General features: G+C 61.0%; 2 protein-coding genes and 1 pseudogene. 2 read left to right on the top strand and 1 reads right to left on the bottom strand.

The genetic code is table 11. The features are described from left to right. Window positions 1-127 (bottom strand): annotated as a pseudogene (locus QZ609_RS26260) (heat-shock protein); the annotation flags it as partial. Between the two features lie 438 nt (window positions 128-565). Here QZ609_RS26260 and QZ609_RS26255 point away from each other — a divergent pair. Together QZ609_RS26255 and QZ609_RS26250 are read left to right on the top strand one after the other, a co-directional pair. Further along, the gene (locus QZ609_RS26255; protein WP_295501372.1) at window positions 566-1099 is read left to right on the top strand and encodes a DUF2867 domain-containing protein; all 534 of its coding nucleotides are present in this window, start codon (window positions 566-568) and stop codon (window positions 1097-1099) included. 30 nt (window positions 1100-1129) lie between these two features. After that, entirely contained in the window at window positions 1130-1555 is a 426-nt protein-coding gene (locus tag QZ609_RS26250) for a lipocalin-like domain-containing protein (RefSeq protein ID WP_295501370.1), read from the top strand. The last annotated feature ends 1071 nt before the right edge of the window (window positions 1556-2626 follow it).

Genomic DNA, 2626 nt, shown 5'->3' with positions numbered 1-2626 from the left:
AGAAGATGACGGAAGGCAGCGTAACCTTGCCGTCTTCGAGCGGCAGCAGGGTGGGTGCGTCCGATCTCAGCCAGCCGACGGTGGAGTTGGACGTGCCGAAATCGACGCCGCAAGCGTTTGACATCATAGGATTGTGGCTTCTCGAGTGCAGCGGGAGGCATGCGCCTGCACGGGATATCAGGAGCGGGCGCCACCGGCGAAGGGGCGCTATTGTAGTGGCTTTGTGCGACGGATCCCCTCACGGCGCCCGCTGTTACGCGCCGTCATGCGTCAGCGGGCTCGCGACCTGTGATGCTAGTGGGGCAAAGAGAGGCAGGACCGCGAAATGAAACGCAGAGCTCAGCTCGATGCTGGGCTCTGCGTTCCTATGTGAAAGGCTAAGGGCAAGCACGACGTTGGTATGTGAAGAAGGTTAGTCCGAACCCGGCCATCAGCAGCCTGTCGTGGCCGTCCGTTTTCGGGCAGACTCGCGGCAACCCATTGATCGAGATATGGCCACGGTGCACACGCTGACGATGGCCGCCCGCATCGATGAGCCGCTGGCACGACTAGACTGCTGGACACCATGAACCTACCCTGGAATACGACCTCGACCAAAGCGCGCGCCGTGCCCATGCCTAGCAACAGCGTGCTAGCGCCGCTTTACGCGGGCGCGGACCTTTTGGACGCCTTCGCAATTCGACTGCCGGCGGAGGCCAGCGATGATCTGGAGGTGTTGGCACGCGCCGCGTTCGAGCGGCAGGCGTGGTGGATTCGTGCGCTCACGCGTGTCCGCGATGTGGCGATGGCGACAGTCGGCGTCAAATCGTCTCGCGCCGTCGGTCTTGCCGGAGCGGCGCGTGGGCCGGTGATCGGTTACTTACCGCTGCTGTCAAAGAGCGCGACGGAGTTGATCGTGGGCGCGGATGACCGGCATCTCGATTTCCGCGCCACCATCCAACTTCGCGCCGATGCGGCAAATGGGCGCGAGCTGCTCGCGGGGACGGTGGTGCATTGCCACAACAGACTGGGACGTATCTATCTTGCGACGATTGCGCCGTTTCATCGCGTGATTGTGCGGGCGAATTTGGAACGGGCAGTAAGAGAAATGAGGACTTGAGCATGCAGTGGCGGTAGGACGGGAGGAAACATGACTGAGCGCGACACTGAGCTCCACGGTTGCTGGCGGCTGATCTCTTTCAATACCGAGCTTCAGGATTCAAACGAGCGCACTCAACCTTGGGGCGCCGACCCGAACGGGTACCTTATCTTCAGCTCTGATGGGCGAATGATGGTATTGGTTACCGCAAAGACGCGGGAGCCAGGAAACACAGATGAGGAGATGGTGGCGCTCTTCCGTACCGTGATGGCCTATACAGGACGGTATCGGATAGATGAGGACAGGTTCATTACAAAGATTGACTCGTCTTGGAATGAAGCCTGGAACGGCAGTGAACAGGAACGATTCTACAAACTTGATGGAGATACGCTCGAGGTCAGCACGGCCTGGATGCCGAATCCGTTAGTGCCCGGGAATCCAATAGGAAGGGCTATTCTCGGCTTTAGACGCGAGTAATTTTCGCGACGCCGAGTTCGCAATGTTGGTTTTTGGTCATCAACTTGACGATGAGTCCGGCAACCGGGCAGCCACCTTTGGCTGCCCAATTTGTGGCGGCCGCTTGGTCGGCTTGAGGGCAGGCGATTCTCTACCTCCACCGGCTCCTTTGGGTCGAACTGGGACGGTCGATCCCAACGTGAAGTCGCGCCTCCGACTGCGCGATTCTCGCGCCGCAGCATGCAATGAGGCCATCAACCAGCAAATGCGGATACCCAAAAAAACAACCGCGCCAAGCGCCGCCCCCAGACGGTGTGGCCGTACCCTGCCCTAGATGGCGCCTTGAATTTCTGTTGCAGGGAGGAAAAAGAGAGCGGGCCTGTTTGAGCGCAGCGAGTTTGCCCGCTCTCCCTCCCTGCGACAGAAATTCAAGGAGGCTGTCGCCATCTCGGGCGCGCCTTTCTTTGCTTACTTTCTTTGGCAAGACAAAGAAAGTGAGTCGGCCCCGGCAGGGGACGAAACAGCGGATGGACCACCAGAACCGAACCTTGGCCAACTAGCAAGCCCAGGCACCGCGCCACGATCCCTGACGCCGCGCCGCTTGCCCCACGGCATCCGCGCCCGCTACACTGCCCGGGCTCGCGTCAGACAGGCGCGGCCGGGCTTGGAAACCCCGCCTTCAAACATAACCCGCGACGCCGATAAGGCTGTTGCGTGCCGCTGTTCGCCTATACGGGCGGGCCTCGGCAGGTACGGCTTCGGCCGTGCCGGTTTGTGGTTATGTTTTCCGGTGTTTCCAGCCTGTCGTGTGCCCGCCCACCCTTCGTGGTGGGTGGCTCCCTACTCAACATTGAAGAGGGCAAGGCAATGGAGCAACCGACTCAAGCTGTCATCATCGCAAGCGGGCGCTGCCCCGCGTTTCACCCACCCCCAGCCAGCCTCGCGCATCGCCTCTATTCCGGAGGTGCCCGATGAGCCTGCAACACGACCGCGACTATTTGAAAGGCGCCCTGTACGCGCGAGATTTCCTGCGCCGTTCGCAAGCGGGCATGAAGCTGCATCGGCACTTCGAGCCCCGGACGCTGCGCTGGG

Origin of the sequence: uncultured Ralstonia sp., from assembly GCA_913056305.1 — a bacterium.
Taxonomy (GTDB): Bacteria; Pseudomonadota; Gammaproteobacteria; order Burkholderiales; family Burkholderiaceae; genus Ralstonia.
This window is presented reverse-complemented; position numbering and strand designations above follow the sequence as displayed.

Coding starts and splice junctions, on each gene's coding strand:
- QZ609_RS26255 (WP_295501372.1), top strand. CDS start 566: ATGAACCTACCCTGGAATACGACCTCGACCAAAGCGCGCGCCGTGCCC.
- QZ609_RS26250 (WP_295501370.1), top strand. CDS start 1,130: ATGACTGAGCGCGACACTGAGCTCCACGGTTGCTGGCGGCTGATCTCT.